Below are 18,735 nucleotides of genomic sequence, written 5' to 3'. Positions count from 1 at the left end.
GAATCCCCCTATGTCGATCCTGACACCTCGGTCGCTGCGTGCGGCCGGGCGGGTCGTCGCCGTGTTGCTGGGCCTGGCCCCAGCGGCAGCGGTGATGGCGCAAGCCGCCCCTTCCTATGACACCCTGCTTGAACGCCTGGACCAGCTGCCCGGCACCCGCGTCGGTGCGGCGCTGGCCGAGGCCGCCGATGCGCGCGCCGACCAAGCCCGTGCGTTGCCCAACCCTTCACTCTCCTACTCCGCCGAGAACGCCTGGGGTACCGGCTCCTATGGCGGCATGGGCAAGGCCGACAGCGTGCTTACCCTGTCCCAGCCATTGGAGGTCTGGGGCCAGCGCGGCGCGCGCGTCCGTGCGGCCCGCGCCGAGGCACAGGCGGCCAACCTGCGTGGCACGCAAAGCCGCAGCGATGTGGCCAGCCAGCTGGCGGTGGTCTACGCACAGGCGGAAAGTGCACTGCGCCGCTACACCCTGGCCGAAGAGGCACTGAGCCTCACCCGCGATGACGCCAACGCCGTCAACGCGATGGTCAAGCAGGGCCGCGAACCGCAACTGCGCGCGGTGCAGGCGCAGAGCGAAGTGGCCAACGCCAACGCCGCGCTGGATGAAGCGCAGGCCTTCCGCGATGCCGCGCTGGCCCGCCTGGCCGGCACCGCGCTGCTGGATGCGCCGGTGCAGTCGATCGACAACAGCCTGCTCGACCGCGCACCGCCGCTGCCGCGCGGTGCCACCGATACCGCACTGGCAGTGCGCATTGCCGAAGCCGAAGCCGATGCGGCGAGCAAGCTGGTCGACGTGGAGCGCAAGCGCGCCCTGCCCGACCTCAGCGTCACCGCCGCACAGACCCGCTTCCGCGAAGGCGGCGAGCGTGCCTACAACCTCGGCGTCAGCATCAGCATCCCGCTGTTCGACCGCAACCGCGGTGGCATCCGCGCCGCCAATGCCGACCAGCGCGCGGCCGAGGCGCGCCTGGACCAGCAGCGCCGCGACAGCGAGGCGGCACGCCTCTCGGCCGTGGCCGGTTTGAAGGCCGCCGGCAGCCGAACCCGCGCCGCCGATGAAAGCGTGGTCGCCGCCGAAGAGGCGTATCGCCTGGCCCGCATCGGCTTCGACGCCGGACGCATCTCGCAGCTGGAACTGCGCAGCACGCGCAGCGCTCTTATCGCCGCCCGCGCCGCCGCCGTGGATGCGCGCCTGTCGCGCGTCGGCGCGGAAATCGATCTTGCCCGCCTTGAAGGGCGCGCACCCTTTGTGGAGGCCCCATGACTCTCTCCCGTACTTTTCCGCTGATCGGCGGCATGCTGCTGACTGTGCTGCTGGCCGGCTGCGCCGGCAACGCGCAGACGCCTGCCAATGAAGACCCCGCTGCGGCCAAGGCCGGCACCGACGATGGCCATGGCCACGCCGCCAGCAGCAAGGAAGCCAAGGCAGAAATCGCGAAGGCGCCTGCTGACGCCGACGAAGGCGTGGTGCAGCTGACGCCCGAGCAGATCAAGGCGTCCGGTATCGAAGTGGTTGCCGTCGGTCGCGGCGGTGGCGGTTCCACCCGTCTCGCCGGTCGGGTGGAACCCTCGGTCGGTGCCCGTGCCTCGGTGGCCTCGACCGTGACCGGCCGCGTCGAACGCGTGCTGGTCGCACCGGGCACCGCAGTGAAGCAGAACCAGGCCCTGGCCATCGTGGTCAGTGGCGAAGCGGCGGTGTTCCGCGCCAATGCGCTGGCCGCATCCGCCGAAGCCGAGGCCGCACGCCTGGCCTATGGCCGCGACAAGGCCCTGGTCGAGCAGGGCGTGGTCGCCCGCCAGGAGCTGGAAGCCTCGCGTGCGCGTTCGCTGGCGGCACAGGCCCAGGCCGCTGCCGCACAGGCCCAGGCCGCCGCCAACGGCGCGCCCGACGCCAGTGGACGCGTGCGCATCACCAGCCCGGTGGCCGGCATCGTCGGCAACGTGCAGGTCACTCCGGGCGGTGTGGTCGCCGCCGGCAGCGCGGTGGCCGACGTCGCCGACCCGTCGATGAACGAGCTGGTGTTCACCGCACCGCCAGCGCTGGCTGCGCAGGTCATGCCCGGCATGACGCTGGAAGTGAGCGTGCCGGGTGGCAGCTTCACCGCTACCGTCACCGGTTCGGCCGCCGATGTACGGCAGCAGGGCGGCGTCGCAGTGATCCGCGCCGCGCCGCTGGATGCGTCGCTGCCGCCAGCCGGTTCGCCGGTATCGGCCGTGGTGGTCACCGAAGGCCAGGACGGCTCGCTCAGCGTGCCCGCCGATGCGGTGCAGAACGTCGATGGCAGCAGCGCGGTGTTCGTCGCCGTCGAAGGCGGCTTCAAGGCGCAGCCGGTACTGGCCGGGCGTCGCGCCGGCGACCGTATCGAGATCCTCGGTGGGCTGACCGGCAACGAGCGCATCGTCGGTGCCAACGCCTTCCTGCTCAAGGCCGAACTGGCCAAGGGCGAAGCCGAGCACGGCCACTGAGGAGGCGACCATGTTCAAGCTGATCATTGAAACAGCGGTGCGCCACCGCTGGCTGGTGGTGTTCATGGCCGCGCTGATCGCCGCCGTGGGCCTGTTCCAGCTCGGCAAGCTGCCGATCGACGCGGTGCCGGACATCACCAATCGCCAGGTACAGATCAACACGGTGGCGCCAGCACTGACCCCGGAGCAGATCGAGCGGCAGGTGACCTATCCGCTGGAAACCGCGCTGGCCGGCATTCCCGGCCTGACCACCACGCGTTCGCTGTCGCGCAATGGCTTCTCGCAGGTCACTGCGATCTTCACCGATGCCACCGACATCTACTTCGCCCGCCAGCAGGTGGCCGAACGCATGCGCGAGGCATCGGAAGACCTGCCCGATGGCGCGTCGCCGATGCTGTCGCCGGTCACCACCGGCCTCGGCGAGGTGCTGATGTGGACGGTGGACTTCACCGCGTTCAATCCGGCCAGGCTGGCCAAGCCCGGTGAAGCCGGCTGGCAGGCCGGCGAGGTCTACCGCACGCCGGAAGGCAACCTGCTGCGCACGCCGGAAGAGCGCGCGACCTACCTGCGCACCGTGCAGGACTGGATCATCGCGCCGCAGATGCGCTCCAGCCCGGGGCTGGCCGGGGTCGATACGGTCGGCGGCTACGTCAAGGAATACGGCGTGCATCCGGACAGCGCCAAACTGGCCGCGCATGGCCTCGGCCTGGCCGACCTGGTCACTGCCCTGCAGCGTTCCAACGTGCAGGCCGGCGCCGGCTTCGTGCAGCGTGCCGGCGAAGGCCTCGTGGTGCGTGCCGATGGCCTGGCGCTGACCACCGAGGATCTTGCACAGGCGCCGGTGGCCACCCGCAATGGCGTGGTGGTACGCGTGGCCGATGTGGCCACCGTGGAACTGAGCCGCGCGCCGCGCCTGGGTGCAGCCAGCCGCAACGGCCACGAGGCTGTGCTGGGCACCGCGCTGATGATTGCCGGTGGCAACAGCCGCACCGTGGCGCAGGCCGCGGCCGCGCGTCTGGAACAGGTGAACACGTCGCTGCCGGCCGACATCGTGGCGGCACCGGTGCTGGACCGCAGTGTGCTGGTCAATTCCACCATCAAGACCGTGGCCAGGAACCTCACCGAGGGCGCGCTGCTGGTGGTGGTGGTGCTGTTCCTGCTGCTGGGCAACCTGCGCGCGGCCACCATCACCGCGCTGGTGATTCCGCTGTCGTTCCTGTTCGCGGTGATCGGCATGAACCGCTTCGGCATCAGCGGCAACCTGATGAGCCTGGGTGCACTGGACTTCGGCATCCTGGTGGACGGTGCGGTGATCGTGGTCGAGTCGACGCTGCTGATGCTGGGCCAGCGCCGCGCCGAACTGGGCCGTGCGCTGACCGCGATGGAACGGCTGCGCGTGGCCGCCGATTCTGCGCTGAAGATGGCGCGCCCGGCGGCGTTCGGCCAGCTGATCATCCTGCTGGTGTTCGCGCCGATCCTCACCCTGGAAGGTGTGGAGGGCAAGACGTTCCACCCGATGGCGGCGACCTTCATGCTGGCTCTGGTCGGTGCCTTCCTGTTCTCCTTCACTTTCGTGCCGGCGATGACGGCGCTGCTTGTGCGCGAGCCGAAGCTGAAGGACGGCGATGCACATGCGGACGACGGCGAGCACGAGACCAGGCTGATACGCGTGCTGCGTGCGCGCATCGAGCCGGTGATCCGCAAGGCCGTGGCGCATCCGCGCACGGTAGTGGCCAGTGCGGTGATGATGATGGTGGTGGGCATCGGCTCGTTCTCGCTGCTGGGCCGCGAGTTCATGCCGACGCTGGACGAAGGCAACGTGGCGATGCAGGCGTTGCGCGTGCCGTCGACGTCGCTGGAGCAGTCACTGGCCATGCAACTGGCGTTGGAAAAGGTGATTGCCACGCAGCCGGAAGTGGAGACCGTGTTCTCGCGTACCGGTACCGCCGAGGCGGCGATCGATCCGATGCCGACCAACATCTCCGACAGCGTGATCGTGCTGAAGCCGCGCAAGGACTGGCCCGATCCGAAGTTGGCCAAGGACGCGCTGGTGGCCCGTTTCGAAAAGCTGGCCGGGCAGCAGCTGGGCAACAGCTTCGAGTTCAGCCAGCCGATCGAACTGCGCTTCAACGAGCTGATTTCCGGCGTGCGTACCGACCTGGCCGTAATGATCTTTGGCGATGACTTCGGCCAGCTGCAGAAGGTGGCCGACCAGGTGGCGTTGAAGCTGCGTGCGGTGAACGGCGCCGCCGACGTGCGGGTGGAGCAGATCTCCGGCCTGCCCACGCTGAACGTGGCGATCGATCATGTGGCGGCGGCGCAGTACGGGCTGACTGCGGCGGATGTGAGTGATGCGCTTTCCACCGGCATCGGCGGTACCGCCGCCGGCAAGATCTTCGAAGGCGACCGCCGCTTCAACGTGGTGGTGCGCCTGGACGATGCCGCGCGCAACGATCCGGACCAGCTGGCCTCGCTGCCGATCGCCACGCCGTCGGGGTTGGTGATTCCGCTGTCGTCGGTTGCGCGCATCACGGTCAGCGAAGGGCCGAACCAGATCAGCCGCAACAACGGCAGCCGCCGCGTGGTGGTGCAGGCCAACGTGCGTGGCCGCGACCTGGGCGGCTTCGTCGGCGAAGCGCAGGCCGCGGTAGCCGACGTGGCACTGCCGCCGGGTGCCTACCTGACCTGGGGTGGCCAGTTCGAGAACCTGCAGCGCGCGGAAAAGCGGCTGGCGACGGTGGTACCGGTAGTGTTCCTGCTGATCGGCAGCCTGCTGTTCATGGCCCTTCGCAGCGGCAAGGAAGCCATTCTGGTGTTCAGCTGCGTGCCGTTGGCGCTGGTCGGCGGCATCCTCGCACTGCTGCTGCGGGGCATGCCGTTCTCGGTGTCGGCGGCGGTCGGCTTCATCGCCGTCTCCGGCGTGGCCACGTTGAACGGCCTGGTGCTGATGCAGGCGATCCGCGAGCGCCTGGATGCCGGTGACCTGCCGCTGCAGGCAGCGATCAACGGTGCGTCCAGCCGCATCCGCGCGGTGCTGACCACGGCACTGGTGGCCATCGTCGGCTTCATCCCGATGGCGATCGCCAGCGGCTCCGGTGCGGAAGTGCAGAAGCCGCTGGCGACGGTCGTGATCGGTGGTCTGATCACCGCCACTGTGCTGACCCTGCTGGTGCTGCCGACGTTTGCGGCACGCGTGGCCAAGCCGCGGGCGGTGGGGTGAGGTTGGGGGTCGGAGCCCTTTCCACAGGAAAGGGATCCGACCCCGTGACAGGGTCGGATCCCCGCCCTTCGGGCGGGGCTCTGACCCGATCACACGACGGTCAGGCCTTCTTGCGTTCGGCGATGTAGGCCTGGATCTGCTGTTCCAGCACCGGCAGCGGCACCGAGCCCTGCTTGAGCAGGGTGTCATGGAAGCCCTTGATGTCGAACTTGTCGCCCAGCTCCTTCTCGGCCTGCGCACGCAGGCGCACGATGGCGATCTCGCCCAGCTTGTAGCTCAGCGCCTGGCCCGGCCAGGAAATGTAGCGGTCCACTTCGGTGGTCACTTCATGCTCGCTCAGCGCGGTGTGGTCACGCAGGTAGGCCAGCGCCTGCTCGCGGGTCCAGCCCTTGCTGTGCACGCCGGTGTCGATCACCAGGCGCGCGGCGCGCCACATCTCGTAGGTCAGCCGACCGAAATCCTCATACGGGGTTTCGTAGATGCCCATCTCCACGCCCAGCTTCTCGCAGTACAGCGCCCAGCCTTCGCCATAGGCGGAGATGTAGGCGTTGCGGCGGAACTCGGGCAGGTTCTTCTGTTCGGCGGCGATGGCACCCTGCAGCGCGTGGCCCGGATCGGACTCGTGCAGGGTCAGCGCCGGCAGGTTGTACAGCGGGCGCGACGGCAGGTTGTAGGTGTTGAGCCAGTAGGTACCCATGCCACCGCGGCCGGCGGTCCAGAACGGTGCGATGTCCGGCGGCACCGGCACGATGGTGAAGCGCGCGCGCGGCAACGTCATGTACTTGCCCAGCTGGCCATCGGCGCGCTTGGAGATCCCCGCGGCGCGCGACAGCAGCTCTTCCGGCGTCTTCGCATAGAACTGCGGATCGGTACGCAGGAAGGTCAGGAACTCGGCGAAGCTGCCCTTGAACTTCACCTGCTTGATGATGTCGTTCATTTCCTTCTGGATGCGTGCGACTTCATCCAGGCCGATGCGGTGGATCTCGTCCGGCGACAGGTCCAGCGTGGTGTATTCGTGGATCTGCTGCCGGTAGTACGCCTTGCCATCGGGCATCGCTTCGGCGGCCAGGGTGGTACGCGCCTGCGGCACGTACTCGTTGACGAAGAAGGCGCGCAGCTGCTGGAACGCCGGCACCACCTTGCCGCTGATCGCTTCACGCGCCTGCGCCTGCAGCCTGGCCTGTTCGGCGGCCGGGATGGTGTTGGGCAGCTTCTTGAACGGCGCGTACAGCGGCGATTCGGTCGGGTCCTTCAGCTCGGCGACGGTGGCGATGGACACTTCGCGGCCATCCAGCACCGCACGCGGCACGCTGAAGCCGCGCTTCAGGCCGGCGCGCATGTTCTCGGTCTGCTGGCCGAAGTAACGCGGCACGTCGTTCAGCCGTGCGATGTAGTTCTGGTAATCCTGCACGGTCTTCATCTCGCGCCGGGCCATGAAGGACAGGTTGGACCAGAACGAGGAATCGGCGTTGAACGGCATTTCGTAGCCGCGCAGGCGCGTCTCTTCGGCCAGGTTGAACACCTGGTCGCGATAGATCGCGTAGTTGACCTGGTTGTCCGGCGACAGGGTCTTCGGGTCGATCTTCTTCAGCGCGGCCAGGGTCTCGTCCCACACCTTCAGGCGTGCCTGCTGCGCGGCCGGGCCGACGTCGGGCATGCGGGTGGCGTTGGCGGGCGCGTCTTCGTCCTCGCTGGCTTCACCACCGCCCTGCTGGCGCCACTTCCATTCCTTCTCGTACAGCGCGCGGAAGGCGGCATCTGCGGGCGATTCGGTGGCCACGCTGGCGGGCGCGGCGGCGGCGGTGGGCGCAGCGGCCAAGGCCACGGTGGGGGCGGACATGGCGAGCAGCAGGGCAACGGCAAGACGGGTTTTCACGAGCACAGGTTCCCGGGAAGGCAGGCTCCGATGATGGCACCGCCCACGGCCCATGGCATGGGACGAAGGTCCTGCTTGCAGCGCAGGCAGGACCGGGAACCGGCCGCAAGTTGGGCCCCCAGCGCCGGAGGCGCGTGGTAGAGCCGACTGGGTAGAGCCGACTGTTAGTCGGCTGCTCTTCCGCCAGACGTAGCAAAGCCCGCGCTCCGCGCGAAAGTCGACTGACAGTCGACTCTACCCATGGCAGGCACCCCGCGCCCTCAGTGGCTGGCCCTGTCGCGCTTCCAGCCGCGGTGCTTGATATCCAGGTGCAGGCTGTACAGGGCGGTGAACGCCGGGAACAGGTTCTGCAGCACGCCCACCGAGTCCTGCTTGGCCGAGAACAGGAAGTAGCTCAGGGTCATCAGGCTGCCGATCACGCTCATGTACCAGAACAGGCGCGGGATGACCGGCTTGCCGGCGCGCTTGGAGGCGATGAACTGGACCAGCCAGCGGCCGCCGAACATCAGTGCGCCGGTGTAGCCGATCAGCTTCCAGCCGGTCACATGCAGGCCGGTCCAGTACAGCCAGGTCAGGGGCTGATCCAGCCAGTGCAGCTCCAGATCCATCAGCGCTCCTCCACCGCGGTGCGCTTGCTTCGGGTGATCAGCCAGGCCACGCCACGCAGGTCGCGGATGCCGACCAGCGCGCGGCCGAGGTTGTTGTACTTGGACACGCCGGCGGTACGGTGGCGGTGGTTGACCGGCACGCTGGTGGTCTTCCAGCCGGCACGCTGCATCAGCGCCGGCAGGTAACGGTGCATGTGGTCGAAGTACGGCAGGTCGAGGAACGCGCTGCGTTCGAACAGCTTGATGCCGCAACCGGTGTCGGGCGTGTCGTCGCGCAGCATGCGCGCACGGATGGCGTTGGCCCACTTGCTGGCCCAGCGCTTGCTGCCGCTGTCCTGGCGGTTGACGCGCCAGCCGGCGAACAGCTTCACCTGCGCGTCGGCGGCGTCGCGTGCGGCGAGCAGCTTGGGAATATCGGCCGGATCGTTCTGGCCATCGCCATCCAGGGTGGCGATCCACGGCGCGCGCGCGTGCTTGACGCCGGTGCGCACCGCCGTGCTCTGCCCGCTCTGGTTCACATGGTGCAGCACGCGCAGTTCCGGGGTGGTTGCCTTCAATCCCTGCAGCACCGCCAGGGTGTCATCGCGCGAGTGATCGTCGATGTAGACGATCTCGAACGGCAGCCGGCCACGCAGCGCAGCGGTGATTTCGGCGACCAGCGGGGCAACATTGTCGCGCTCGTTGAACACCGGGACGACAACGGAAAGCTCGGGTTGGCTCATAAGGCACTCGGCCAAAGGGGGGACAAAGACCGCGCATTCTCCGAAACCGAGGTTATCCGAAGATGAACCCGGCGGCGTGAGGATCCGTCCTCAGGCGCGATCGCCAAAATACTCGCGGCACCACTGCACCACAGGCGGCAGGCCTTGTTCGATCGGGGTCACCGCATCGAAGCCGAAAGCGTCATGTGCGCGCCGGGTATCGGCCATCGTGCGCACCATGTCGCCGGGCTGCATGGGCTTGTAGACCTTCTGCGCGGGGCGGCCGGCGGCCTGCTCGATCACGCTGATGAAGCGCTCCAGCTCGACCGGCGTATGGTTGCCGAGGTTGAACACCCGGTGCGGCACCGGACCGTCGGCCGGATGCGCGAGGGCGCCGAGGATACCGGAGACGATGTCGGAGACATGTGTGAAATCGCGCTGCATGCGGCCTTCGTTGAACACGTCGATCGGCCGCCCGGCCAGCACCGCGCGCGAGAACAGCAGCGGTGCCATGTCCGGCCGGCCCCACGGGCCGTACACGGTGAAGAAGCGCAGGCCGGTGGCATGCAGGCCGTACAGCTGCGCGTAGGTGTAGGCCATCAGCTCGTTGGCCGCCTTGGTCGCCGCATACAGCGAGCGCGGCTGGTCCACGCGCTGGTCTTCGGAGAACGGCGGCGTGGCCGAATCGCCGTAGACCGAACTGCTGGAGGCGTACACCAGGTGCTGCACGCCACGGTGGCGGCACAGCTCGAGCATGTTGACGAAGCCGACCAGGTTGCTGTCGACGTAGGCATGGGGGTTTTCCAGCGAATAGCGCACGCCGGCCTGCGCGGCCAGGTGGATCACCGCGGTCGGCTGCACCTCGTCGAACAGCGCGGCCAAGCCCTGCTGGTCGGTCAGGTCCAGCGTGCGCAGGTCCAGCGCCGGACACAGCGCGGCCACGCGGTCACGCTTGATCTGCGGGTCGTAGTAATCGTTGAAGTTGTCCAGGCCGACCACGGCCTGGCCGGCCTCCAGCAGCGCGCGGGCGGTGTAGGCACCGATGAAGCCGGCAGCGCCGGTGAGCAGGATGGTCATGGCAGGGGCCTGGAAACGAAGTTCAGGCCCCTGATGTTACCGGTCTCAGAACAAACCGAAACGCTTCTTCGCCACGTTGGTGCGGCCGGGTTCGATTACATCCTGGATCTTCTTCGCGTCGAAGCGGTCGAGCAGGGCGTCGGCGCCCTTCTTCAGCTTCAGGTCCATCTCTTCGGGGTACAGCGGAACCAGGCTCATGAAGCTGATGGTATTGCCATCCTCCAGCTCCAGCGTGGCGAAGTCCTCCGGGGCGGTCACCGGCGGCAGCACGATGGCACCGTCGAAACCCACGCCCGGCGCATAGGGCTCGCTGGGATGGCCGTTGGGAATGGTGTGGCCGAAGCCCAGCCACGTGTCGTACTCGTGCGGCAACCGCGCCATGCCCTTCAGCAGGCGCACCGGCCAGTAATTGCGCTCATCCTCGAAGGCGCCTTGGGAGATCGGCCAGTCGGCCGGCAGGGTCACCATCAGTTCCATGTAGCGCGGCACGTCCGCATCCACCTCGGCGGGCACGGTCATCGGCAGGTCGCTCATGCCGGAGGTGACCAGGCGCAGGTACGGGCAGTGGTCATTGGCCGGCACCACGTGCACGTCGATGTGCACCAGGTCGGAGATGATTTCATGGAAGACACCGGACACCGGGCCCAGATGGCGTTCGATGTGGGCGCTGATCGCCTCGATGTGCCGTTCTTCGCCGATGGCGAGCACGAAGTCCTTCTCACGGCGATGTACCAGTATCTGGGTGCCGTCCGGGCTGACGTCCTCGTAGTCGTTGCTCATGTCCTGCTCCCTGGATGAGGCCACGGCGGGAGGTCAGTGCATTCCCGGTGCGCGTGGCGGTGCGTTCCCTGTCATTCGCGGGGCGGCAGGAACAGGCCGCCCCCCGACGCGGCGCCGGGCTCAGCCCTGGCGCGTGCGCAGTTTTTCCAGCACGCCGTCCAGGGTGTCCAGGTCGGTGTAGTGGATGATCAGCTTGCCCTTGCCGCCACGGCCGTGGCTGATCGCCACCTTGGCGCCGAGCGCTTCGGACAGCTCGGTTTCCAGCGAGGCGATGTCGGCCTGCTGCACCTTCGGCGTGGCCACCGGACGGCTGCTCGGCACCTTGCCGGCGGCGAAAGCCTGCGCGCGCCGCTCGACCTCGCGCACCGACCAGCCTTCGTCGGCCGCTTCCTGGGCCAGCTTGCCGGCCAGTTCGGGGGCCAGGGTCAGCAGCGCACGGGCATGCCCCATTTCCAGGCGGCGGGTTTCCAGCAGCAGGCGGATCGCCACCGGCAGTTCCAGCAGGCGCAGCAGGTTGGACACCGCCGCGCGCGAGCGGCCGACGGCCTCGGCGGCCTCGGCATGGGTGAGGGTGAACTCGCTGATCAGGCGCTGCAGCGCTTCGGCTTCCTCCAGCGGGTTGAGGTCTTCGCGCTGGATGTTCTCGATCAGCGCCATCGCGATGACGGTGCGGTCTTCCAGCTCGCGCACCACCACCGGCACTTCGTCCAGCCCGGCCAGCTGCGATGCGCGCCAGCGGCGTTCACCGGCGACGATTTCGTAGTTGCCCGCCGGCAGCTGGCGCACCAGGATCGGCTGGATCACGCCCTGCGACTTGATCGAGTCGGCCAGCTCGGACAGCTTGCCCTCGTCCATCTCGCGGCGCGGCTGGTACTTGCCCGGCTGCAGCTGGCCGACCGGCAACTTGCGCAGCACTTCCCCCGGCAGCGGCTCGATCACCGCCGTGGTGGCCTGCACCTGGCTGACCGCCCCCTTCGGGCCCAGCAGCGCGTCCAGGCCACGGCCGAGGCCTCGCTTCTTGGCTGCCGGCTTGCTGCTGGTCATCAGACGGTCTCCACGGCCTTGGTGGCCTTGTTGCGTTCGTTGTTGCGGCGGATGATCTCGCCGGCCAGGCCCAGGTAGGCCACGCCACCGCGCGAGGCGCGGTCGTAGCCGACGATGCTCTGGCCATGGCTGGGTGCCTCGGCCAGGCGCACGTTGCGCGGCACGATGGTGCGGAACACGCGATCGCCGAAGTGCTCGGTGAGCTCGGCCGACACCGCGTTGGCCAGGTTGTTGCGCACGTCGAACATGGTGCGCAGCACGCCTTCGATCTCCAGCGCCGGATTGAGGTTGGCACGCAGCGCTTCGATGGTTTCCACCAGCGCGCTCAGGCCTTCCAGGGCGTAGTACTCGCACTGCATCGGCACGATCACCGAATCGGCGGCGGCCAGCGCGTTGAGCGTCAGCAGCGACAGCGCCGGCGGGCAGTCGATCAGGATGTAGTCGTACTCGTCGCGGATCGGTGCCAGCGCGCGCTTCAGCCGCTGCTCGCGCTCGCTCTGCGCCATCAGCTGGATCTCGGCGGCGGTCAGGTCGATGTTGCCGGGCAGCAGGTCGTAGCCTTCGGCGGTCTGCACGCGTACATCGGCGGCGCTGGACTCGCCCAGCAGCAGATCGTAGGTGGAGGCGGCCAGCTCACGCTTGTCCACGCCACTGCCCATGGTCGCGTTGCCCTGCGAATCCAGGTCGACCAGCAGCACGCGCTTGGGTGCGTTGGCCAGGGAAGCGGCCAGGTTGACGGCGGTCGTGGTCTTGCCGACGCCACCCTTCTGGTTGGCGATGGCGATGATGCGGGCCATGCGGGTGTGCCTCGTCGACGTGTGCTGGGACCGGTCATTATGCGTACAACCGGCCCCTTGCGGAAATCGTGGATCGCCAACCCGTTGTTGCACAAGGGGCTGGCGGCGGGAATCAAGGGCCTGTAACAGTGACCAGGTGGCGTTCGCCGGCCAGGCCGGGCACGCTCAGCGGGGTCACCTCGCGCACCTGCCAGCCCGCCGGCAGGTCCGCGATCTCCTCATGCGGGTAGACGCCCTTCATGGCCAGCAGCACGCCCCCCGGCCGCAGCAGGTGGCCACCGACGCGGACGATGCCGGCGAGGGTATCCATGGCACGGGCGGTCAGCTGGTCGTAGCGGCCGGCCTCGTCCAGCGCCTCGGCGCGCGATTCGGCCACGCGGGCATTGTCCAGGCCGAGCTGGCGCACGGCCTCGCGCATGAAGCGCGCCTTCTTGCCGTTGCTCTCGACCAGGGTGACCTGCAGGCCCGGGCAGGCGATCGCCAGCGGGATGCCGGGCAGCCCGGGCCCGGTGCCGAGGTCGGCCAGGCTGCCATCGGCCACGAACGGCTGCATCGCCAGCGAGTCGAGCAGGTGGCGGGTGACCATCTCCTGCGGGTCGCGGATGGCGGTGAGGTTGTAGGTGCCGTTCCAGCGGTGCAGCAGGGCCAGGTAGCGCAGCAGCGGCGGCGCCAGCGCGGCATCCAGGCCCATGCTGGCCAGGCCCTGTTCCAGCGTGGCAGCCACGCTGGCGGGAAGTGGGTGTTCGCTCATGCCGGCATTATCGCCGGTTTTGCGCGCTGATTCCCCGCCTCAGTGCGGATACCAGGCCAACGCCGCCCGGAACTGACCGGTGGCCTGCCATTCGTGCAGGTGCCAGCGCGCGGCCTCGCCCAGTTCCGGGTCGCACCAGCGCAGGTGCAGGGCGCCATCGGCCCCCGGCGCCAGCTGCAGGCGGTGCAGGCCGAACGAAATGCCCTGGCCGTGCGCCTTCAGCATCGCTTCCTTGGCGCACCACACGCGGAAGAACCAGTGTTCGCGGTCGGCCTGGTCCAGGCTTTCCAGCCACGCCACCTCCTCCGGGTGGAAGAAGCGCTGCACGATCTCCAGCAGGCGGGCGCGCGGCCGCAGCAGTTCCAGGTCCACGCCCAGCCGCACGCCTTCGCCCAGCGCCACCAGCAGCACCTCACCGCTATGGCTCCAGCCGGTGCCGTAGTGGGCCAATGCGCCGCTCAGCTCCGGCCGGCCCTTGTCATCGCGGACCAGCGGCAGCGTCTCCGGATCGGCCCCGAGGGCCTGCGCCAGCACCTGGCGTGCCTGCGGTTCGCCGCGATGGCCGGGCACGTGCGGGCGCCGCCAGACCGTCACCGGACCGAAGCGCCACGGGCCATCGAGGGTGGCTGGCAGGCTCATCCGCACGCGCCCATCACGCAATTGCACGACGGGTTCACGGCCGTGCGCGTCAACTGGTCACAGTTCCCCACCGGAGGTTCGATCATGGGCATCATCATCTGGCTGATCGTCGGCGGCATCGTAGGCTGGCTGGCCAGCATCATCATGAAGCGCGATGCCCAGCAGGGCATCATCCTCAACATCGTGGTCGGCATCGTCGGCGCGCTGATTTCCGGCTGGCTGTTCGGCGGCGGAATCAATGAAGCGATCACCATCCGCACCTTCCTGTTCTCGCTGATCGGTGCGGTGATCCTGCTGGCGATCGTCAACCTGTTCACCCGCAAGAGCATACGGTGATCTGGGGGGTAGCGCCGGGCCATGCCCGGCGTCACCCTGCCGCCGCTGCGCTCGCCGGGCATGGCCCGGCGCTACCTCAACTCAACCCAACTGTACCCACGCCGGCGCATGGTCGCTCGGACGTTCCCAGGTGCGCGGCTCGCGGTCGATGCCCGAAGCCACCGCACCGCTCTTCAGCGCATCGGAGACCAGGGTCAGGTCGATGCGCAGGCCCAGGTTGCGACGGAAGCCGGCGGCGCGGTAATCCCACCAGCTGAAGGTGCCCGCCTCGTCGTTGTGCAGGCGGAAGCCATCGTGCAGCCCCAGCTGCAGCAGCTTGTTGAGCGCGCCGCGCTCGGCGGTGGAAGTGAGGATGTGGTTGTCGTTCCACACCTCCGGGTCGTGCACGTCGCGTGCGTCCGGGGCGATGTTGAAATCGCCCATCACGATCAGCTTCGGGTGCCGCTGCAGTTCTTCGGCGATCCAGGCATGCACCGCCTCAAGCCAGCGCAATTTGTACTCGTACTTGTCGGTGCCGATGTCCTGGCCGTTGACCACATACAGGTTGATCACCCGCAGGTCGCCGAAGGTACCGGCGATGACACGCTTCTGCTCGTCCTCGAAGCCGGGAATGCCGATCTGCACGTCCTGCGCCGGTTCACGCGACAGCAGCGCCACGCCGTTGTAGGTCTTCTGGCCGGCGAACACGCTGCGGTAGCCCGCCGCGATCAGCGCAGAGTCGGGGAACTTGTGGTCCTCCAGCTTGGTTTCCTGGATACCGACGATGTCCGGGCCGAACTCCTTGAGCCACTGCTCCAGGTGCGGCAGGCGGACATTGAGCGAATTGACGTTCCACGAGGCGATCTTCATGCGGGCATTCTACCCGGGTGGCCGGGATGGGGCTCGGGCCGGATTCCCGTGTAGAGCCGAGCCCACGCTCGGCTGCATTGACCAGGCACCCAGCCAGGAGCAGCCGAGCGTGGGCTCGGCTCTACAGAAGAATCGGGCCCTGATTCAGTAGTGCCACGCCCTGCCTGGGTTCACCGCAGCAGCAGCTTCAACAACCCCGCAATCTTCGAATACGGCGGCCGCAGCCGGTCGCTGGCCGCCCAGCGCGACTGCCACAGCACCGGCAGCCGCTTGCTCATCGCATCGAACCCGGCCCGGCCGTGGTACGCGCCCATGCCGCTGGCCCCTACCCCGCCAAACGGCAGGCCATCGGCGGCGAAGTGCAGCAGCGTGTCATTCACTGTCACCCCACCGGCCACCACCTGGCCGAGGATGCGCTCCACCGTCGCCGTGTCGTGGCTGAAGGGATACAGCGCCAGCGGCCGGTCACGGGACAGCACGTCGGCCAGCGCCGCCTCCAGATCCGGGTAGGCCCGCACCGGCAGGATCGGGCCGAAGATCTCCTCGCGCATCAGGTCGAGGTCGTCCGGCGGGTCCAGCACCACGGTCGGCACCAGCAGGCGCTCGCGGTCGGCGCGCGCGTCATCCACCTGCGCCAGCGGAATCACCGGCACCCCGCGCTCGCGCGCCTGTGCCAGGTAGCCCTGCAGGCGCTGGTACTGGCCCTCGTTGATGATGCGGGTGTAGTCGTCGGCATTGCTGAAGTCGCCATAGCGCTCGCGCACCTGCTGCTGCAGCGCCTGTACGAATTCGCGCTGGCGAACGGTATCGATCAGCACATAATCCGGCGCGATGCAGGTCTGGCCCGCGTTGAACCACTTGCCGGTGGCCAGCCGCGCGGCGGCTTTGTCCAGCGGGAAATCACGGCAGACGATGGCCGGCGACTTCCCGCCCAGTTCCAGCGTGACCGGCACCAGATGCTCCGCGGCAGCAGCCATTACCTTGCGGCCAACCGCCGTCGAGCCGGTGAACAGCAGATGGTCCAGCGGCAGCGAGGACACCGCCGCCGCCACGTCCGCCCCGCCCTGCACCACCGCCACCCGATCGGGCGGAAACACGCTGGCCAGCAGATCGGCCAGGAACGCGCTGGTGCGCGGCGTGTGTTCAGAGGGCTTCAGCAGCACGTGGTTGCCAGCGGCGATGGCGGTGGCCAAAGGCACCAGTGCCAGCGTGACCGGGTAGTTCCAGGGCGAAATCACCCCGACCACGCCCAGCGGCGTCGGCCGCAGCTGCGCACGCGCCGGCCACAGCTTCCAGCCGGCCGTTGCGCGCTGCGGCTTCGACCAGCGCCGCAGGTGGCGGCGCAGGTGGTCGATGGCCGACAGCACGCTCATGCCATCGGCCAGTTTCGATTCAACGTGGGCGCGATGGCCGAAGTCTTCGGCGATGGCCGTGGCCATTTCGTCCAGGCGTGGCTTCAGCGCTTCGCGGAGGCGGCGCAGGTCGGCTTCGCGCTGGTCCAGCGAAGGGCGCTGGGCCTGCCAGGTACTGCGCAGGGTGTGCAGGAGGGCGGGAAGGTCGGCTGGGGCGGTGGTCGTCATGGGCCGACTATACGGGGTGCTGCACGTTTGGATGGGGTCAGATCCCTTCCGCGCGCGAAAGGGATCTGACCCCGGGCGCGAGAGGGCCTGCGGCTTCGGATGCCTGTCAACCGCGATGGCGGCATTGAGTTCTGTCTTTTCGCGTCTGCGGAGTTTTGTGCCGCGCGTTGCGCGGCCGCCGAGCATGGCTCGGCGCTACAGGGCAACGAAAAGGCCGTGGTCTGCACCACGGCCTCTCCTTTATCCGATGAACATCATTCTTACTTGGTGATATCCACGTTCTTGGTCTCGCGCAGGAACAGGCCGCCGATCACCACCGACATCAGGGCGATCGCAATCGGGTACCACAGGCCGTAGTACAGGTTGCCGGTACCGGCCACCAGCGCGAAGGAGATCGCCGGCAGGAAGCCACCGAACCAGCCGTTGCCGATGTGGTACGGCAGCGACATCGAGGTGTAGCGGATGCGGGTCGGGAACAGTTCCACCAGGTAGGCGGCGATCGGGCCGTAGACCATGGTCACGTACAGCACCAGCAGCCACAGCATGAAAATGGTGCCGGCGATGTTGATGCGCGCACCATCGGCCTTGGCCGGGTAGCCGGCAGAGGTCAGGGCGGTCTTCAGTTCCGCGCCGAACGCATCGGCCTTGGCCTTGCCTTCTTCCTTGGTCAGGCCGGCGGCCTCATACGAGGTGACGCTGGCACTGCCCACGTTCACCATCGCCAGCGAACCGGCGGCGGCGGGCTGCACGTCGTACGGCACACCGGCCTTGGTCAACGCGGCGGTCGCCACGTCGCAGGAGCTGGTGAACTTGCGCAGGCCCACCGGATCGAACTGGAACGAGCAGGTGGCCGGGTCGGCGACGACCAGTGCCGGGGAGCTGCTGCGCGCTTCTTCGATGGCCGGGTTGGCGAAGTGGGTCAGGCCCTTGAAGATCGGGATGTAGGTGATGGCCGCCAGCAGGCAGCCGGCCAGGATGATCTTCTTGCGGCCGATGCGGTCGGACAGCCAGCCGAAGAAGATGAAGAACGGCGTGCCCAGTGCCAGCGCTGCGGCGATCAGCAGGTAAGAGGTGGTGGCATCGACCTTCAGCATGCTGCTGAGGAAGAACAGCGCGTAGAACTGGCCGCCGTACCAGACCACGGCCTGGCCAGCCGCTGCACCGAGCAGGACCAGCAACATCAGCTTCAGGTTGCCGCCCTTCAGGCTGTCGCGGAACGGGGTCTTGGAGCCCTTGCCTTCAGCCTTCATCTGCTGGAACAGCGGCGATTCGCTCAGCTGCAGGCGAATCCATACCGAAATGCCCAGCAGCAGGATCGAGACCAGGAACGGGATGCGCCAGCCCCAGGCTTCGAAGGCCTCGTTGCCCAGCGTCATGCGGCAGGCCAGGATGATCAGCAGCGACAGGAACAGGCCCAGCGTGGCGGTGCACTGGATGAAGCTGGTGTACAGGCCGCGCTTGTCGTCCGGCGCGTGCTCGGCCACATAGGTGGCGGCACCGCCGTACTCACCGCCCATCGCCAGGCCCTGGGCCAGACGCAGGATGATCAGGATCACCGGAGCGGCGAAACCGATCGAAGCGTAGTTGGGCAGCACGCCGACCAGGAAGGTCGAGATGCCCATGATCAGGATGGTGACCAGGAAGGTGTACTTGCGGCCGATGCGGTCGCCGAGGCTGCCGAAGAAGGCCGCGCCGAACGGACGCACGAAGAAGCCGGCGGCGAACGCCAGCAGGGCGAAGATCATGCCCGTGGTTTCATTGACGCCACTGAAGAACTGCTTGGCGATGATGGCCGCGAGCGAGCCGTACAGGAAGAAGTCATACCACTCGAACACCGTGCCGAGGCTCGACGCGAAGATGACCTTCTTGTGGCCCTTGGTCAGGGTGCCCGCTTTATGTGCGGTGCTGGGTGTACTGGACATGGGACGCTTCCCCTCCGAAGCAATCGTTGTTGGTGGGTGCCGACCGTTGGTCGGCACTCAATTCGGTAGATGCCGACCTTGGCCGGCAC

At 68.0% G+C, this 18,735-nt stretch carries 16 protein-coding genes; 4 read left to right on the top strand and 12 right to left on the bottom strand.

The genetic code is table 11. From position 1 onward, the window contains the following. Positions 1–10: 10 nt before the first annotated feature. Genes AC2A1N_RS02255 through AC2A1N_RS02245 form a run of 3 tightly spaced genes read left to right on the top strand, consistent with a single transcriptional unit; the run spans position 11 to position 5,686 of the window. Positions 11–1,264, top strand: coding sequence for a TolC family protein (locus tag AC2A1N_RS02255; RefSeq protein WP_061480531.1), 1,254 nt, complete (start codon positions 11–13; stop codon positions 1,262–1,264). Then, entirely contained in the window at positions 1,261–2,466 is a 1,206-nt protein-coding gene (locus tag AC2A1N_RS02250) for an efflux RND transporter periplasmic adaptor subunit (protein WP_082783379.1), read from the top strand. Before AC2A1N_RS02255 ends, AC2A1N_RS02250 begins: the two co-directional genes overlap by 4 nt. A gap of 10 nt (positions 2,467–2,476) precedes the next feature. After that, positions 2,477–5,686, top strand: a complete 3,210-nt coding sequence (locus AC2A1N_RS02245) for an efflux RND transporter permease subunit (protein WP_061480529.1) — start codon at positions 2,477–2,479, stop codon at positions 5,684–5,686. Between the two features lie 100 nt (positions 5,687–5,786). On the opposite strand, the gene AC2A1N_RS02240 is transcribed toward AC2A1N_RS02245, so the two are convergent. From AC2A1N_RS02240 to AC2A1N_RS02200, 9 genes are all read right to left on the bottom strand, one after another. Then, positions 5,787–7,562: a DUF885 domain-containing protein gene (locus AC2A1N_RS02240; protein WP_484371391.1), complete on the bottom strand. Its 1,776-nt coding sequence runs from the start codon at positions 7,560–7,562 to the stop codon at positions 5,787–5,789. A 260-nt stretch (positions 7,563–7,822) separates the two neighbouring features. Beyond that, entirely contained in the window at positions 7,823–8,170 is a 348-nt protein-coding gene (locus AC2A1N_RS02235) for a lipid-A-disaccharide synthase N-terminal domain-containing protein (RefSeq protein WP_049415940.1), read from the bottom strand. Continuing rightward, a complete protein-coding gene (locus AC2A1N_RS02230; protein ID WP_049415938.1) occupies positions 8,170–8,892 on the bottom strand; it encodes a glycosyltransferase family 2 protein in 723 nt (240 codons plus the stop codon). Before AC2A1N_RS02230 ends, AC2A1N_RS02235 begins: the two co-directional genes overlap by 1 nt. 90 nt (positions 8,893–8,982) lie before the next feature. After that, on the bottom strand, positions 8,983–9,948 hold the full coding sequence (locus AC2A1N_RS02225) for an NAD-dependent epimerase/dehydratase family protein (RefSeq protein ID WP_061480450.1): 966 nt from the start codon (positions 9,946–9,948) through the stop codon (positions 8,983–8,985). Between the two features lie 45 nt (positions 9,949–9,993). Next, the gene (locus tag AC2A1N_RS02220; RefSeq protein WP_061480449.1) at positions 9,994–10,728 is read right to left on the bottom strand and encodes a suppressor of fused domain protein; all 735 of its coding nucleotides are present in this window, start codon (positions 10,726–10,728) and stop codon (positions 9,994–9,996) included. A 120-nt stretch (positions 10,729–10,848) separates the two neighbouring features. Beyond that, on the bottom strand, positions 10,849–11,772 hold the full coding sequence (locus AC2A1N_RS02215) for a ParB/RepB/Spo0J family partition protein (protein ID WP_049415931.1): 924 nt from the start codon (positions 11,770–11,772) through the stop codon (positions 10,849–10,851). Further along, positions 11,772–12,569, bottom strand: a complete 798-nt coding sequence (locus AC2A1N_RS02210) for a ParA family protein (RefSeq protein ID WP_005420387.1) — start codon at positions 12,567–12,569, stop codon at positions 11,772–11,774. Before AC2A1N_RS02210 ends, AC2A1N_RS02215 begins: the two co-directional genes overlap by 1 nt. A gap of 112 nt (positions 12,570–12,681) precedes the next feature. After that, entirely contained in the window at positions 12,682–13,320 is a 639-nt protein-coding gene (rsmG, locus tag AC2A1N_RS02205) for a 16S rRNA (guanine(527)-N(7))-methyltransferase RsmG (protein WP_049436024.1), read from the bottom strand. A gap of 39 nt (positions 13,321–13,359) precedes the next feature. Further along, positions 13,360–13,959 carry a 4'-phosphopantetheinyl transferase family protein gene (locus AC2A1N_RS02200; RefSeq protein WP_061480448.1) on the bottom strand — a complete coding sequence of 200 codons (600 nt, stop codon included), beginning with the start codon at positions 13,957–13,959 and terminating at the stop codon, positions 13,360–13,362. Positions 13,960–14,043: 84 nt separating this feature from the next. Between AC2A1N_RS02200 and AC2A1N_RS02195 the strand changes: the two genes are divergently transcribed. After that, entirely contained in the window at positions 14,044–14,295 is a 252-nt protein-coding gene (locus tag AC2A1N_RS02195; protein ID WP_005411656.1) for a GlsB/YeaQ/YmgE family stress response membrane protein, read from the top strand. Between the two features lie 81 nt (positions 14,296–14,376). Here the strand turns inward: AC2A1N_RS02195 and xth are convergent, their stop codons facing one another. The 3 genes from xth to AC2A1N_RS02180 form a co-directional block, all read right to left on the bottom strand. Further along, positions 14,377–15,144: an exodeoxyribonuclease III gene (xth, locus tag AC2A1N_RS02190; protein ID WP_053498796.1), complete on the bottom strand. Its 768-nt coding sequence runs from the start codon at positions 15,142–15,144 to the stop codon at positions 14,377–14,379. Positions 15,145–15,314: 170 nt separating this feature from the next. After that, entirely contained in the window at positions 15,315–16,724 is a 1,410-nt protein-coding gene (locus AC2A1N_RS02185; RefSeq protein WP_484371387.1) for a coniferyl aldehyde dehydrogenase, read from the bottom strand. 260 nt (positions 16,725–16,984) lie between these two features. After that, positions 16,985–18,646, bottom strand: coding sequence for an MFS transporter (locus tag AC2A1N_RS02180; protein WP_005420402.1), 1,662 nt, complete (start codon positions 18,644–18,646; stop codon positions 16,985–16,987). Positions 18,647–18,735 lie beyond the last annotated feature (89 nt).

Source organism: Stenotrophomonas maltophilia group sp. SKK55, from assembly GCF_057179845.1.
The sequence above is the reverse complement of the archived record's forward strand: the minus strand, read 5'-3'. Positions and strand labels throughout refer to the sequence as shown.

What these genes read in the sequence shown, in the direction of transcription:
- AC2A1N_RS02255 (WP_061480531.1), top strand. Translation starts at nt 11, where the DNA reads ATGTCGATCCTGACACCTCGGTCGCTGCGTGCGGCCGGGCGGGTCGTC.
- AC2A1N_RS02250 (WP_082783379.1), top strand. Translation starts at nt 1,261, where the DNA reads ATGACTCTCTCCCGTACTTTTCCGCTGATCGGCGGCATGCTGCTGACT.
- AC2A1N_RS02245 (WP_061480529.1), top strand. Translation starts at nt 2,477, where the DNA reads ATGTTCAAGCTGATCATTGAAACAGCGGTGCGCCACCGCTGGCTGGTG.
- AC2A1N_RS02235 (WP_049415940.1), bottom strand. Translation starts at nt 8,170, where the DNA reads ATGGATCTGGAGCTGCACTGGCTGGATCAGCCCCTGACCTGGCTGTAC.
- AC2A1N_RS02230 (WP_049415938.1), bottom strand. Translation starts at nt 8,892, where the DNA reads ATGAGCCAACCCGAGCTTTCCGTTGTCGTCCCGGTGTTCAACGAGCGC.
- AC2A1N_RS02225 (WP_061480450.1), bottom strand. Translation starts at nt 9,948, where the DNA reads ATGACCATCCTGCTCACCGGCGCTGCCGGCTTCATCGGTGCCTACACC.
- AC2A1N_RS02220 (WP_061480449.1), bottom strand. Translation starts at nt 10,728, where the DNA reads ATGAGCAACGACTACGAGGACGTCAGCCCGGACGGCACCCAGATACTG.
- AC2A1N_RS02215 (WP_049415931.1), bottom strand. Translation starts at nt 11,772, where the DNA reads ATGACCAGCAGCAAGCCGGCAGCCAAGAAGCGAGGCCTCGGCCGTGGC.
- AC2A1N_RS02210 (WP_005420387.1), bottom strand. Translation starts at nt 12,569, where the DNA reads ATGGCCCGCATCATCGCCATCGCCAACCAGAAGGGTGGCGTCGGCAAG.
- rsmG (WP_049436024.1), bottom strand. Translation starts at nt 13,320, where the DNA reads ATGAGCGAACACCCACTTCCCGCCAGCGTGGCTGCCACGCTGGAACAG.
- AC2A1N_RS02200 (WP_061480448.1), bottom strand. Translation starts at nt 13,959, where the DNA reads ATGAGCCTGCCAGCCACCCTCGATGGCCCGTGGCGCTTCGGTCCGGTG.
- AC2A1N_RS02195 (WP_005411656.1), top strand. Translation starts at nt 14,044, where the DNA reads ATGGGCATCATCATCTGGCTGATCGTCGGCGGCATCGTAGGCTGGCTG.
- xth (WP_053498796.1), bottom strand. Translation starts at nt 15,144, where the DNA reads ATGAAGATCGCCTCGTGGAACGTCAATTCGCTCAATGTCCGCCTGCCG.
- AC2A1N_RS02185 (WP_484371387.1), bottom strand. Translation starts at nt 16,724, where the DNA reads ATGACGACCACCGCCCCAGCCGACCTTCCCGCCCTCCTGCACACCCTG.
- AC2A1N_RS02180 (WP_005420402.1), bottom strand. Translation starts at nt 18,646, where the DNA reads ATGTCCAGTACACCCAGCACCGCACATAAAGCGGGCACCCTGACCAAG.